The 12,838-nt window shown below is 74.1% G+C and carries 10 protein-coding genes; 3 read left to right on the forward strand and 7 right to left on the reverse strand.

Translation table 11 applies throughout. The annotated features are described in order from the left end of the window. Positions 1-363 precede the first annotated feature (363 nt). Positions 364-1,470 (forward strand): DUF2690 domain-containing protein, encoded by a 1,107-nt coding sequence (locus ACFQ87_RS12990; protein WP_380610740.1) that lies wholly within the window; start codon positions 364-366, stop codon positions 1,468-1,470. A gap of 8 nt (positions 1,471-1,478) precedes the next feature. On the opposite strand, the gene ACFQ87_RS12995 is transcribed toward ACFQ87_RS12990, so the two are convergent. The 5 genes from ACFQ87_RS12995 to ACFQ87_RS13015 all read right to left on the reverse strand — a co-directional run bounded on the left by ACFQ87_RS12995 (position 1,479) and on the right by ACFQ87_RS13015 (position 8,320). After that, positions 1,479-2,651, reverse strand: coding sequence for an RNA polymerase sigma factor (locus ACFQ87_RS12995; protein ID WP_380610741.1), 1,173 nt, complete (start codon positions 2,649-2,651; stop codon positions 1,479-1,481). 137 nt (positions 2,652-2,788) lie between these two features. Beyond that, positions 2,789-4,693, reverse strand: a complete 1,905-nt coding sequence (gene dnaG / locus ACFQ87_RS13000) for a DNA primase (protein ID WP_380610742.1) — start codon at positions 4,691-4,693, stop codon at positions 2,789-2,791. A 65-nt stretch (positions 4,694-4,758) separates the two neighbouring features. Beyond that, on the reverse strand, positions 4,759-6,069 hold the full coding sequence (locus ACFQ87_RS13005) for a deoxyguanosinetriphosphate triphosphohydrolase (protein WP_380610743.1): 1,311 nt from the start codon (positions 6,067-6,069) through the stop codon (positions 4,759-4,761). A gap of 158 nt (positions 6,070-6,227) precedes the next feature. Next, entirely contained in the window at positions 6,228-7,223 is a 996-nt protein-coding gene (locus ACFQ87_RS13010) for an SGNH/GDSL hydrolase family protein (RefSeq protein ID WP_380610744.1), read from the reverse strand. Between the two features lie 152 nt (positions 7,224-7,375). Beyond that, positions 7,376-8,320, reverse strand: coding sequence for a PAC2 family protein (locus ACFQ87_RS13015; RefSeq protein ID WP_380610745.1), 945 nt, complete (start codon positions 8,318-8,320; stop codon positions 7,376-7,378). A gap of 697 nt (positions 8,321-9,017) precedes the next feature. Between ACFQ87_RS13015 and ACFQ87_RS13020 the strand changes: the two genes are divergently transcribed. Then, positions 9,018-9,752 (forward strand): GNAT family N-acetyltransferase, encoded by a 735-nt coding sequence (locus ACFQ87_RS13020; protein WP_380610746.1) that lies wholly within the window; start codon positions 9,018-9,020, stop codon positions 9,750-9,752. On the opposite strand, the gene ACFQ87_RS13025 is transcribed toward ACFQ87_RS13020, so the two are convergent. Further along, positions 9,742-11,007, reverse strand: coding sequence for an ADP-ribosylglycohydrolase family protein (locus ACFQ87_RS13025; protein WP_380610747.1), 1,266 nt, complete (start codon positions 11,005-11,007; stop codon positions 9,742-9,744). The two genes, ACFQ87_RS13020 and ACFQ87_RS13025, sit on opposite strands and share 11 nt — an antisense overlap. 109 nt (positions 11,008-11,116) lie before the next feature. Between ACFQ87_RS13025 and ACFQ87_RS13030 the strand changes: the two genes are divergently transcribed. Further along, positions 11,117-12,112: a hypothetical protein gene (locus ACFQ87_RS13030; protein WP_380610748.1), complete on the forward strand. Its 996-nt coding sequence runs from the start codon at positions 11,117-11,119 to the stop codon at positions 12,110-12,112. 15 nt (positions 12,113-12,127) lie between these two features. Here ACFQ87_RS13030 and ACFQ87_RS13035 read toward each other — a convergent pair whose 3' ends face one another. After that, a complete protein-coding gene (locus ACFQ87_RS13035) occupies positions 12,128-12,643 on the reverse strand; it encodes a ribonuclease (protein WP_380610749.1) in 516 nt (171 codons plus the stop codon). Positions 12,644-12,838: the final 195 nt, after the last annotated feature.

Raw genomic sequence — 12,838 nt, forward strand, 5'->3', positions numbered from 1 at the left:
GGGAAAGCACCCTCCCACCGGGGGTCCCGGCGGTCGGGGCAGCCTCCCCCCGCGAGGCTGCCCCGACCGGTGGGGGTATCCGGGACTCGGCGTCGGGCCATCGCGGCCGACCGGCCGGGGCCCGAACGAAGCGGCCGGAGCGGCGAAAACGCGCCGGCCAGAGAACTCTGCACGACGAACACGTGACTGTTCGAGCGTTCCGGGGGGTTGTGAGACACTTCCGTCCGTCTCAAAGCCGTGACCTGGAGTTTGAGACGCCAGGCCGCTGAGGTTGGAGAAGGGGAGACACCGAACGGCCCGGGCCGGGCGCGCACTTCCTGCCCTGACCCCCGTGTCCCGTCTCGCGAACCTTGGAGGGCCGCATTGGCTTCCGCCTGGAAAGAACTGCCCGAGGAGCTCTCCCGACCCACCCGGCGACTGGTGGAGGAACTCCGGGCCATCAAGGACGCCGCCGGGCTCTCACTGGCCGAGCTGGCCACCCGGACCCACTACAGCCGGGCCTCCTGGGAGCGCTGGCTGAACGGCAAGCGGGTGGTGACCGAGCAGGCGCTGGAGGCGCTGGTCGGGGCGGTGGAGTGCGACGCGGCACAGCTGCGGCGGCTGTGGCGGCTGGCGGTGGATCCCGCCGCCGAGGAGCCGGCCGCTGAGGAGCCGGCCGCTGACGCGCCCTCCGTCGAGGAGCCGGCCGGGGCCGCTGCGGCTGTCACGGCCGCCACCGCTGCCACCGCCGCTACGGGCGAGGAGTCGGCGGCCGAGGAACTGCTGACCGCCGGCCCCGCCGCCGATGAGGCCGACCGCCCCGCCGCCGCCTGGTGGCGGCGCCCGGCGGTGCTGGTCTCGAGCGCGGCGGTACTGGCGCTGCTGCTGGTGCTGGTCGGCCTGCGGGCCACCCGGCACCACGGCCAGGCCTCCGCGGCCGACGCCCCGACCCCGCCCGCCGTCCCCAGCGCGATGCCCGTCCCGTCCGAGCCCGTCTGCCAGGCCGTCGGCTGCGCGCACAAGGACCCCAAGAGCACCGGCTGCGGCAAGGACGCCCGGACGCTGCAGACCCAGGTCATCGGCAAGGTGGTCGTCTACCTCCGCTACAGCCAGACCTGTCAGGCCGCCTGGGCCGCGATCACCGAGGGCGAGCCCAAGGACTACGCGGTGATCACCGACAGCACCGGGGAGAGTGAGACGGCCCTGATCCACTGGGGCTACGACAACTACTCGCTGATGCTGAACGCGGCGGACCCGGGCATCGGCTTCCAGGTCTGCGGCTTCCAGCCGGCCGGGCACGACTGCACCACGACCGTCGTCAACCTGGCCTCGGTGGTGGCCTCCACCCCGTTCCCGATCGGCCCCGCCTCACCGCCCCCGGGCGCCGGGGCCCCGGTGACGCCCGGTGACCCGGCGAGCCCAGCCCAAACCGCGCAGAGCCCGTCCGTGTCCCCGTCCGCGCCTCCGTCCGCGTCTCCGTCCGCGTCCTAGGGACCTGCCTAGTCGAGGTAGCCGCGCAGCTGCTCGGTGTAGGCGTGGTCGCGGAGCTTGACCAGCGTCTTGGACTCGATCTGGCGGATCCGCTCCCGCGTCACCCCGAACACCGCCCCGATCTCCTCCAGCGTGCGCGGGCGGCCGTCGTCCAGCCCGTAGCGGAGCTGGACGACCTGGCGCTCCCGCTCGCCGAGGGTGGCCAGCACCGCGTCCAGGTGCTGGCGCAGCAGCAGGAAGGTCGCGGACTCGGCGGGCGAGGCGGCGTCGGCGTCCTCGATCAGGTCGCCGAGCGCGACGTCGTCCGCCTCACCGACCGGGGTGTGCAGCGAGATCGGCTCCTGGGCCAGCCGGAGCAGCTCGCGCACCCGTTCCTCGGTGAGCTCCAGGGCGGTGCCGATGTCGGCCGCGGTCGGTTCCAGGCCGCGTTCCTGCAGCAGCGCTCGCTGGACCCGGACGACCCGATTGATCAGCTCGACGACGTGCACCGGCACCCGGATCGTCCGGGCCTGGTCGGCCAGCGCCCGGCTCATCGCCTGCCGGATCCACCAGGTCGCGTAGGTGGAGAACTTGAAGCCGCGGGCGTAGTCGAACTTCTCCACCGCCCGGATCAGGCCGAGGTTGCCCTCCTGGATCAGGTCCAGCAGGGTCAGCCCGCGGCCGACGTAGCGTTTGGCGACGGACACCACCAGGCGCAGGTTCGCCTCGATCAGGCGGCGCTTGGCGATCCGGCCGAGGACCACCAGGGTGTCCAGTTCGCCGGCCAGCGGGTCGGGCGGCGGCGGGTCGCCGTTCAGCTGCTCCTCGGCGAACAGCCCGGCCTCGATCCGGCGGGCCAGTTCGACTTCCTCAGCCGCGGTGAGGAGCCGGATCCGGCCGATTTCGCGCAGGTACTGGCGCAGCAGGTCGGCAGCCGGGCCGCCGCCCTCGGCGGGTTCGGGGGACTCGTCCTCGTCGGCGGACTCGTCGGGGGATTCATCGGTGGACTCGATGTCGGACTCGATGTCGGCGTCCGGGCTGTCGGGGTGCCCCTCCGGCAGGCCCTGGGCGGGCACCCGGGCGCCGTCCGGGGGCGCCGCCCCGGCCCGGCTGTGGTCCGTCTCCTGCTCCCCGGCCGGTTCGGCGGGTTCGGTTCGTCTACTGGCGGTGGTCGCTGCGGCAAGGCCTTGGTCCACGGGCATCCCCTCGGGGCGGGCGCGACTCTGGCGGACCCGCGCTGTACGGAGGTGGGACGCCCTCCAGTGTGCGGTACGCCACGCTCCGTGGCCGAGACTCGTGCGCCGACTTTCTGCGCAGCGGGCCGGTGGAACAGCGGCGCCTACAGCGCCGCCGCGCCCCGGCTGCGGAGCTGCTGCCCGTACTGCTGGAGCTGCCACAGCTCGGTCTGCACCGCGTGCAGCTGCTCGGCGTCGGCCCGGTGGCCGAGCCGCTGGAGGTAGGCGCGGACCTCGTTGACCCGCCGGTCCACCGCGAGCAGGCGCAGCTTGACCAGGAACTCACCCGCGTAGACCGCGTCCGCCTTGCGGCGCGAGCGCACCGGCTCGACGGTCAGCTCGGTCACCAGCGAGCGCACCCGGTCGTCCGGGGAGGCCTCGCGCACCGCACTGGTGAAGTCGGGCAGGGTCGCCCCGTACGCGGCGCCGCCGGCCTTGGCGATGGCCTGCCGGACGGCGGTGTACGGCGGGGTCGGGAACTCGTCGTCGCCGTAGTGGTCGAAGGCCGGGCTGACCAGGTCCGGGTGCTGGAGCGCCAGCTTGAGCAGCTCGCGCTCGACGAACTGGGCCGGGTCGCGCGGGTTGAGCCGGAAGGCGGGCTGCGCGGGACGCTGCGGCTGGACCGGCTCGGGGCGGCGGGCGGCCGCGCCGCGCGGGTTCTGCTGGCGCTCGCGGTCCCAGCGGGCCAGCTGGGAGACCCGGCGGACCACGAAGGGCTCGTCCAGGATGCCGAGCATGCCGGCCAGGCGGACGGCGTACTCGTGCTGGATCGAGCGGTCCTTGATCTTGGCGACGATCGGGGCCGCCTCCTCCAGCGCCGCCGAACGCCCCTCCGGGGTGTCCACCCGGTGCCGGGCCACCACCGAGTTCAGCGCGAACTCGAACAGCGGGACCGGGTTGTCGATCAGCTGCTTGACCGCCTCGTCGCCCTGGGCCAGACGCAGCTCGCAGGGGTCCATGCCGCCCGGGCTGACCGCGATGGAGGTCTTGGCGGCGAACTTCTGGTCGTCCTCGAAGGCACGCAGGGCGGCCTTCTGGCCGGCCGCGTCGCCGTCGAAGGTGAAGACCGTCTCGCCCCGGTACTGCGAGGTGTCCATCAGCAGCCGGCGGATGATCTTGATGTGGTCCTCGGCGAAGGCGGTACCGCAGGTGGCCACCGCCGAGGTCACCCCGGCCAGGTGGCAGGCCATCACGTCGGTGTAGCCCTCGACCACCACCGCGCGGCCGGACTTGGCGATCTCCTTCTTCGCCAGATCGATGCCGTACAGCACGTGGGACTTCTTGTAGATCGGCGTCTCGGGGGTGTTCAGGTACTTCGGGCCGTTGTCGTCCTCGCGCAGCCGGCGGGCGCCGAAGCCGACCACCTCGCCCGCGATGTCCCGGATCGGCCAGACCAGCCGGCCCCGGAAGCGGTCGATCAGGCCGCCGCGCTGGCCCTGCGAGGCCAGGCCGCCGAGCAGGATCTCCTTGTCGGTGAAGCCCTTGCCGCGCAGGAAGCGGACCAGGTGCTCCCACCCCACGGGGGCGTAGCCGACGCCGAAGGCCTTCGCAGCCTCCTCGTCGAAACCGCGCTCGGCCAGGAAACGGCGGCCGATCTCCGCCTCCGGCGAGGCCAGCTGCTCCTGGTAGTAGACGGCGGCCACCTTGTGCGCCTCGACCAGCCGGGTCCGCTCGCCCTGCTGGTGGCGGGGGCTGTAGCCGCCCTCCTCGTAGCGCAGGGTGATGCCGGCCTGGGCGGCCATCCGCTCGACGGCCTCGGCGAAGGTGAAGTGCTCGATCTTCATCAGGAAGGCGATGGTGTCGCCGTTCTCCTGGCAGCCGAAGCAGTGGAAGACGCCCTTGGCGGGGTTCACGTAGAAGGAGGCGGACTTCTCGTCGTGGAACGGGCAGACGCCCTTGTACTCGCCGCCGCCACCGTTGGTCAGCTGTACGTAGTCGCCGACCACCGCGTCGATCGGCAGTGCGCTGCGCACCGCCTGTACGTCTTCGTCCCTGATCCGCCCGGCCACCCCGGAAGTCTACTGGGGTGGCCGGGGTTTCGAGCCGTGGTACGGAGCCGGTGCCCGTTCCGCGCTCACGCCCAGGCGGCGCCGACGAGTCTGGCGTGCAGGGCGAGGGCCGAGGCGTCCGTCAGGGTGGCGATCTGGTCGACGACCGTGCGCAGCGCGGCGCGGTCGTCCTCGGCCTCGTGGTACATCGCGGCGAAGACCGGGTCCAGCCCCTCGGGGGCCCGCTGGGTGAGCACGTACGCCAGCTCGGCGATCACGATCCGCTGGCGGGCGCGCAGCTGGGCCTGCTCGTCGCGCTGCATGACGAAGCGGACGGCGACCGCCTTGAGCACCGCGCACTCCAGCCGGACGTCCCTGGGCACCACCAGCTCGGCGGTGTAGCGGGTGAGCCGGCCCGGGCCGTAGCGGGCGCGGGTGGCCTGCTCGGCGGCCAGGCAGAAACGGCCGATCAGCTGGCTGGTGAGGTCCTTGAGCCCGGCCCGGGCGCGCGCGGTGCCGTCGTAGCTGCGCGGCCACCAGTCCTGGGCGAGCAGCCGGTCCAGGGCGGCGGCCAGTTCCTCCGGCTCGGCGTCCGGGGCGTAGCGCTCGGCGACCTTGAACAGCTCGGCGCGCTCGCCGGGGGCGCGCAGCGCGGCCGGGTCGATGTGGCCGGCCTGGAGGCCGTCCTCGACGTCGTGGGTGGAGTAGGCCACGTCGTCGGACCAGTCCATCACGGTGGCCTCGAAGCACTTGCGCCCGGCCGGGGAGCCGGCCCGCAGCCAGCGGAAGACCGGCAGGTCGTCGGCGTAGACGCCGTACTTGGACGAGGCCGGGTCGGTGGGGTGGGCGCCCTTGGTCCACGGGTACTTGGTGGCGGCGTCCAGCGCGGCCCGGGTCAGGTTGAGGCCGACGCTGCGGCCGGGCCAGGGGGCGAGCCGGGCGGCGGGCCGGTCGTCCTGGGGCGCGAAGCGCTTGGGTTCGAGCCGGGTGAGGATGCGCAGCGACTGGGCGTTGCCCTCGAAGCCGCCGCAGGCCTCGGCGGCCTGGTCGAGGGCCTCCTCGCCGGTGTGGCCGAAGGGCGGGTGGCCGATGTCGTGGGCCAGGCAGCCGGTCTCCACCAGGTCCGGGTCGCAGCCCAGGGCCGCACCCAACTCCCGGCCGACCTGGGCGCATTCGAGCGAGTGGGTGAGCCGGGTGCGCGGGAAGTCACTGCGCATCGGGGCGACCACCTGGGTGGTGCCGGCCAGCCGGCGCAGCGCCGCCGAGTGCAGCACCCGGGCGCGGTCGCGCTGGAACGCCGTACGGCCGGGGCGTTTGTCCGGTTCGGGGACCCAGCGGGCCTCGGCGGCGTGGTCGTACGGGAGCGGGGCGGCGAGGCGGTGCGTGGTGTCATCCATATGCATGTCACGGTACGCCGCGCCTCCGACACGCGGGGTGTGCCGCGCACGAAGGGGTGCGGGCCAGGGCGTGAATGGTGGGCGGCGTGCCGGTTTCCCTCCCCGCTGACCGCCCGCGCCCGGACGGCCCGGTTCCCGCGCCGCTCCCCGGGCTGTGCTCAGCCCCGGACCGCCTTCAGCACCGCGGCGGCCGCCGCCTCCTGCCCCTTGGCGTTGGGGTGTACCGGCGCCAGTCCTCGGGCCGGGAAGGGCGGCTCGATCCAGCGGGCGTCCTCCCCCGCGCACATGTCGTGCCCGGCCGAGGGGCCCGCGGTGTCCACGAAGACCGCCCCGGCGGCCTCCGCGCGCTTCCTGAGCATCCCGTTGAGCTGCTGTTCCTTCTCCACCAGGAAGCCCAGGTCCGCCGGCGCGACCGTCCTGCCGAGCACCGGCGCGCAGCTCGCCGGGTCGGCCGGGAACAGCGCCGGGTAGCCGACCACGTAGACCCGGGCCTGCGGGGAGCGCCGCCGGATCTCCTGGAGGATCTGGGAGACCTGCTCGCCGGTCGCGTCCACCCGGGCCTGCAGCTGGTCGCCGCCGCCGGCGGAGTAGTGCTGCCGGCAGGGCGCGTCCGCCCGGTCGTCGCTGACCAGGCCCTTCACCGCGTCCATCAGGTTGTCCTTGGCGCACTCGGTGACGACCTGCATGAAGCCCGCGTCGTTGCCGCCGATCCCGACGGTGACCAGCCGGGTGGCCGGGGTCAGCGCGTCCAGCTGGGCCGGGTTGGGCCCGCCGTCGGTCTTCTGCGGGGCCCGCAGGTCCCCGGTGCGCGCGCCGCTGCAGCTGACGTCCCGGAACTGCGAGGGCGGCAGGTCGAGCGCCTTCGCCACCAGGGCGGGGTAGTCGACCCCGGAGCGGAAGCAGCCGCTGGGCTCGCCGACCTGCGGGGCGATCTTCATCCCCGCCGTGTACGAGTCGCCGAGCGCCACGTACGGGCCGGTGGGCATCGGGGTGGGTGTCGGCGTGGGTGTCGGGGCCGCCTCGGCGGCTGCCGACCCGGGCTGTGCGCCAGCGAAGCCCGATCCCGAACCGTCCGAACCGCCGCCGCACCCGGCCAGCAGCAGGGCGGCCACCCCGGCCGTCACGGCGACGGTCGGGCGTGTGGTCCTCGGCATCGCGTCCCTCCGGGGGTACGAGTGGCGGGTGGCTCCGTACGGCGGCCCGTCCCCCGGGCACCCCGGAGTCCAACGTACGGGCCCGCCGGATGACTCCCGGCAGGCCCGAACCGCGCCGCGCCGTTCACCCCACGCCGCCTACTCCGGGCCGCCTACTCCACGCCGCGCTCGTGCTCGGCGAGGAACTCCTCGAAGCGCCGGCCCAACTCGTCCGCCGAGGGCAGGTCGACCGGCTCGGCGAGCAGGCTCTCCCGGCCCTCCGCGCCCGCGACCGCGTCGTACTGGCCCTCCATGCCGCGGATCGCCGAGCGCAACTCGCCGTCCCCCTGGGACAGCTGCTCCTCGATGTCGGCGTAGACCTCGCCGACCCGCTCGCGCAGCTGCTTGCCTGGCAGCACCAGGCCGGTGGCGGACTGCACCGCCTCCAGGATCAGCACGGCGGCGGCCGGGTAGGCCGAGCGGGCCACGTAGTGCGGGACGTGCACCGCGAAGCCCAGCACGTCGTGCCCGGCCTCGGCGAGGCGGTACTCCAGCAGGGCCTGGGCGCTGCCCGGGACCTGCGCCTGCTCGAACCACTGCGGGTAGCCCGCCGCGAGGTCGAGCCGGTTGCCGTGCGGGGTCAGGCCGACCGGGCGGGTGTGCGGCACGCCCATCGGGATGCCATGGAAGTCCAGGACGAGGCGGACCTCGAAGCGTTCCACCAGCTCGCGGACGGCGCGCGTGAAGCGCTCCCACTCGACGTCCGGCTCGGGGCCGCTGAGCAGCAGGAACGGCGCGCCGGCGGCGTCGCGGACCAGCTGGAGCAGGATCTCCGGCGGGTCGTAGGACGCCCACTGGTCGCGGTCGAAGACCATCGCGGGGCGGCGGGCCCGGTAGTCGACCAAGCGGTCGTGGTCGAAGCGGGCCACCACCTGGGGCGAGCCCGTCTCCAGCAGGTGGGCCACCACCTGGCCGCCGGCCTCCCCGGCGTCCATGAAGCCCTCGAAGTGGTGGAGCAGCACCAGGCCGGCTCCGGTGTCGCGCAGCTCCGCGTTGGCCGCGGCCACCGCGGCAACGCCCTGCTGATCCAGCTCGTACAACGCCTGGAAGTCACGCACCGCGCACCCATCCCCGTTCTCTGCTCGTCCCGGTCCGTCCGGCTTCTCGTCCTCTCCAGCGTGCCGGGCGGCGCCGGAATTCCCGCTGCGGCGAACGGTCCGTCGGACGACCCGGCCGACGACCCGGCCGACGACCCGGCGGGCGGCTCGCCCGAGGGCCGTTGCCGACCACTCCGGACCATGATCGCACCCGAAGGAAAAGCCCCTGGTCACGGGTGTTCAGCAGGCCGATCCGGGGCGCGCCGCGGCGGCCCGCGCCGCCATTCGCGTGCCGCGAAGTGACGCACCGCCTTCTGGCGGGTATCGTCCTCTCGCTGCCTCGCATCGTCGCGTCGTCGTCACGTCGTCCGTAACGCCGTCGATCACGACCCGGATCGGTACCCTGGCAGACACCCACGACGCATCTTGCCTTCAGCTGGCCGCCTGCTTCCCTTCGCGCTCTCGTTTCCTCCTCGGCCATTTCGCGGACGACACTGTCCCCTCGCTCTTCCCGCCGGACCGGTCCGAGGATCCGTGTCCGTTCCGGCACCCCTCGCCGCCCGTTCCGGGCCGCCGCTCCGCCCCACCCGACCGGAATCCTCCGGCGCGCACGGGTACCCGGAAGCGGAAACCGGGCCGGGGCGAACCCAGTCCACCGCATCCCGTGCCGCACCCCGGCGCGGGATGCGCCCTACGACCGATGAAGGACCAAGGTTCCGTGCCAGCACCTGTCTTCCTCACCGGCCGCACCGTTCGGCTGGAGCCCCTCGCCGCGCACCACGCCGAGGCCATCGCCGCGGCCGGCGCCGAGGACCGTACGACCTACGCCTTCACGCCCGTCCCGCACGGCCTGGAAGCGGCCCGCGACTACATCGCGCGGGCGCTCGCCGACCAGGCCGCGGGCCGGTCGCTGCCGTTCGCGACGGTGAACGTCGCCGACGGCCGGGTGGTCGGCTCCACCCGGTTCCTGGAACTCGACTACTGGCAGGGCCCGATGGTGTGGCCGCCGGTGCCCGGCGTGCCGTTCGGCGATCCGGCGACGGCCGTCCCGGACGCCGCCGAGATCGGCAACACCTGGCTCTCGCCGCGCGCCCAGGGCACCGGCATCAACACCGAGGCCAAGCTGCTGATGCTGCGGCACGCCTTCGAGACCTGGGGCGTGCAGCGGATCTCGCTGCGCGCGGACGCCCGCAACCTGCGCTCGCGGGCCGCGATCGAGCGGCTCGGGGCCACCTCCGAGGGCGTCCGCCGGGCGCACTCGCGCGGGCTGGACGGGGTGGTGCGCTCGACCGCGTTCTACTCGATCCTGGACTCCGAGTGGCCTGCCGTCCGGGACATCATCGAGCTGCGGATCGCCGCCGCCACCTCGCCGAGCGCCCCGGATCCGGCGATCAACCAGGAGTGCCTTAGACAAGGCGGCAGCGGCGCCGGGCAGCTGATGATCACGGCCTGAGGGGGGACCGCTTACCGCTGACGGCATTCCTCAGCGCCCAGGTGAGGACAGCCGTTCCGTGGGGGTCCTCCGGTGCCACGGACCAACGGTGGTGGCTCGACTCGACGACCACCGAGACCGGGCGCCAGCCGCCGCGGATCCGGGTGACCGCCACCTCCCAGACCGGGTGGCCGTCCCTGGGGCGGCAGATCCTGACCGAACCCTCGTGGGTGTGCACCGCCCAGCGGCCGTCCAGCGTGTCCGTGTGCCTCCCGGCCCGGATGCGCTGCCACTGCTCGTCGGTCCATTCCACGTCGGGGACCGGGTGCGGGCGTGGGAGCAGCATGTCCGCGCGGCCCCGGCCGCCGGTGACCGACCCTGGCTCCGGGAACGCCCAGCCGGGCAGCGGCTCGCGGGCGGCCATCCACTCGGCCGGGATGCCGCGCGTGCCGGTGTACGAGGCGACCACTCCCCCGGTGATCGCGGCCACGGTGTCCATGTCGCCGCCCGCCACGATCGCCTCCCGGAGGGCGGCCCGGTAGTCGGTCAGCCGTCGGGCGGCGCACCACAGGGCGTACGGGACGGTGTCGGCGGCGGAGGTCCGGCTGCCGTTGCCGAGCACCTTGGCGGCGACCAGCGGGTCCGGTTCGGCGAGCAGGGCGATCGCCTCATGCAGGCCGTCGTGGACAGCGCCCAGCGGGGTGTGGTGGGCGATCCTGCCAAGGAACCTCTCCGGTGTCGTGCTCTCGGTCCGCGCCCGCACCGCCAGGGCCGCCGCCACCGCGACGGCGATCGCGCCGTCCACGGCCTGCGGGTGGGTGTGCGTGATGACCGCCGTACGGGCGGCCAGCCGGACGACCTCGTCCAGGTCGTCCGCGTACGCCGCCCCCAGCGGAGCGACCCGCATCGCGGCGCCGTTGCCGTACGAGCCCTGGCCGTCGAAGAGTTCGGCGGCCAGCGCCCGGGCGTCGCCGCCCTCGCGGATCAGCCGGAGCAGCCGGTTGGCCGCCGGGCCGTAGCCGCGGTCGAAGTCGTGGCGGCGGGCGAAGGCGTGGGTGAGGTCGAAGGTGTCGATCGTGCCGCGTTCGCGGTGGGCGGCGTACACCGAGCAGGCCATCTCGGTGTCGTCGGTCCACGGCCAGGGGCCGGGCGGTTCGGTACGGGAGGCGTGGTGGGCCCGGGCGGTTTCCGGGACGAAGAACTGCGCGCCGAGGGCGTCGCCGACGGAGAGGCCGTTGAGCGCGTCGAGCGCGGGGCCGTTGGGTTCGGTCATCATGTGCCCCCAAGCTCAGCCGCTGACCCGCCGTTTCGTCAACACCGTTACGCCGACGCCCCCGACGGGGGATGTTTCGCATACATCCGATCCGAGCGGGCAGCACCGGGGCATGACCCGCGCGAACCCCCTCGACCCCGTCGTCCCGCTCGGCGCCGACCAGCAGCACATCGCCACCCGGGCGCAGCTGCGCCGGCTCGGCGCGCCCTCCGGCACCATCGCCCACCGGCTACGACCGGGCGGGCCGTGGCAGCAGGTGCTGCCACGGGTGATCTGCCTGCAGAGCGGAAGGTTGACGGTCCATCAGAGAATGCGGGCCGCGCTGGCGTACGCGGGCCCGAAGGGGCGGGAGCCGCAGCCCGGGGAGGTGTTGCTGACCGGGTTCGCGGTGCTGGCCGACGCGGGGCTGCCGAGCGCCGGGCACCCGGGCGACCTTTCCGAGGTGGATGTCCTGATTCAAGGTCAACGCCACGTGGGGGACCGGCAGTTCGTCCGGGTCCACCGGGCGTCCGGGGTGATGCCGGGCGGCTTCGAGCGGGACGACGGGCTGTGGAGCGCCACGGTCGCGCGGGCACTGGCGGACCTCGCGCCGCGGGAGACCGGGCCGCGCCGGCTCCGGGCGCTGTGCGCCGAGGCCGTGCAGCGGCGGCACTGCGAACTCGGCGAGCTGCTGGACCAGTTGCTGGCCCGGCCGGGCGCGTTGGCGCTGCCGCAGGTGGCCCGGGTGGTGGAGGACCTGACCGCCGGGGCCCGTTCGGTGGTGGAGGGCGAGGCCCGCGAGGTGCTCGCCCACGCGGGCCTGCCCGAGCCGCTCTGGAACCCGGTGCTCTTCCTGGACGGCCGCTTCCTCGCCGTCCCGGACGCCTACTGGCCGCACGCCTGCGTGGCGCTGGAGATCGACTCCCGCGCCTACCACCTGCGCCCGGCCGACCACGAACGCGGCCTCACCCGCGCCAACCGGCTCACCGCCGCCGGCCTCCCGGTGGTCCGCACCACCCCGACCCAACTCCGCCGCGACCCGGCACCGGTGCTGCACGAGCTGACCGCCCTGGTCACCACCGGCCCGTACGGCCGGCACCACCGCATCACCTGGCGCCGGGCACGGTGACCTCGGCGGGGTCGCTCAGCAGCGGGGGTCGATCTCCTGGAAGGTGACGTAGTGGTCCGGGGACCAGTACTGCTCGCCGGAGCCGCCGGTGACGACGCGGCGGGTGCCGCGGTCGTTGGAGCTCGGGGTGACCACGGTGAACTCGTGGTAGTAGCCGTCGGCCTTCTTGGGGAGGCGGCTCTCGCGGTTCTCGAAGACGATGCCGTCCCGGTTGTACGGGTAGGGGCCGTTCTTGGCGATCAGGGTGAGGGTGTCCTGGGCCTGGCTGGGCAGCTTGGTGCGGCAGACGTCGGCCAGCGCCGGGTCGGCGGGGACCCAGCTGCCGCTCGGGACCGAGGCGCCGCCGGCCGGCGGGGACGGCTTGGGGGCCGAGGGCTTGGGGGCGGAGCCGCCCGCGGCGGCGGTGGTGGTGCTCGGGGAGGCCTTGGGGTGGCTGCTGCCGCCCTTGCCGGCGAGCAGGTAGCCGGCTCCGGCGAGGACCGCCAGGATCAGGACGGCCACGACGACGAGCGGGCTCTTGCTTCTGGTCATGCGGTCCAGCTTGGCAGGCGCCGCCACCCGGCTGAGCGAGCTGCACACGTGGCCGAGGCCACACGGCGCCGTGCGCAGACGTACGGCCGGGGGGGGGGGGGAGGGGGGTGGTATTTCCCCCCCTGCCAGTTTGGTGTCCTACCGCTCCCTCTCCCCCCCTCCCTGTCCCTTCTCCCCCCGCGCGTGTTGGCGTTT

It is taken from the genome of Kitasatospora sp. NPDC056531 (assembly GCF_042794375.1).
GTDB lineage: Bacteria > Actinomycetota > Actinomycetes > Streptomycetales > Streptomycetaceae > Kitasatospora.

Excerpts from the sequence above, each read along its gene's own strand:
- ACFQ87_RS13010 (WP_380610744.1), bottom strand. The coding sequence starts at position 7,223 with ATGCCGAGGACCACACGCCCGACCGTCGCCGTGACGGCCGGGGTGGCC.
- ACFQ87_RS13030 (WP_380610748.1), top strand. The coding sequence starts at position 11,117 with ATGACCCGCGCGAACCCCCTCGACCCCGTCGTCCCGCTCGGCGCCGAC.
- ACFQ87_RS13025 (WP_380610747.1), bottom strand. The coding sequence starts at position 11,007 with ATGATGACCGAACCCAACGGCCCCGCGCTCGACGCGCTCAACGGCCTC.
- ACFQ87_RS13005 (WP_380610743.1), bottom strand. The coding sequence starts at position 6,069 with ATGGATGACACCACGCACCGCCTCGCCGCCCCGCTCCCGTACGACCAC.
- ACFQ87_RS13035 (WP_380610749.1), bottom strand. The coding sequence starts at position 12,643 with ATGACCAGAAGCAAGAGCCCGCTCGTCGTCGTGGCCGTCCTGATCCTG.
- ACFQ87_RS12995 (WP_380610741.1), bottom strand. The coding sequence starts at position 2,651 with ATGCCCGTGGACCAAGGCCTTGCCGCAGCGACCACCGCCAGTAGACGA.